The 634-nt window shown below is 46.1% G+C and carries 1 pseudogene; it reads left to right on the top strand.

What is annotated here, in order from left to right:
• A pseudogene (locus KIV40_RS34210) lies at positions 1 to 634 on the top strand (two-component sensor histidine kinase); the annotation flags it as partial.

A 634-nucleotide genomic window follows, 5' to 3' on the forward strand; every position in this document is an offset into this window, starting at 1 on the left:
TTTTCGTCCCTATTTTCAGCACGCTTTTAGTGGCAAAGAGAATCAGTATTTCGCCCTAGGGTCGACTTCTGGAAAGCGCGGTTATTACTACTCTTACCCTGTCTCCTATGCGGCCGAAATCATTGGTGTGATCGTCGTAAAGATGGACCTCTCACTGATTGAAGCAAGCTGGAAAGGTAAACAGAGTTACTTCGTTGCTGACGATAAAGATCACGTGGTGTTTATGTCGAGTAACCCCGACTGGCTATTTAAAAGCTTGCAGCCATTGGACAATGCGCGTAAACGTGAGATCCAAGAGGGAAGACAGTTTCTTGATACCAACATTGAGAGCCTGAACTTCAACGGCGACCTAGACTCATCCACCAGCACCATTCAATCTCTTCATCCTCTGGTTCATGAGCAGTTTTTTGTCTCATCACGCTTTATCGAACAACCGAGATTAACGGTCAGAGTACTCTCTCCTACTCATTTAGTGTGGTGGGATCTGATCTCCTATTTAGTGGTTCTGAGCTTGGTGTTTGCCATCATCTATCTTGCCCTGCAGCTCAACCTAAACCGTATCCATCGTCGGGTGCAGATAGACCGGCTGCAATCTGAAGCCAAACAGAAGCTCGAATTTCTAGTATTGGAGAGA

Source organism: Vibrio sp. D173a (assembly GCF_030248475.1).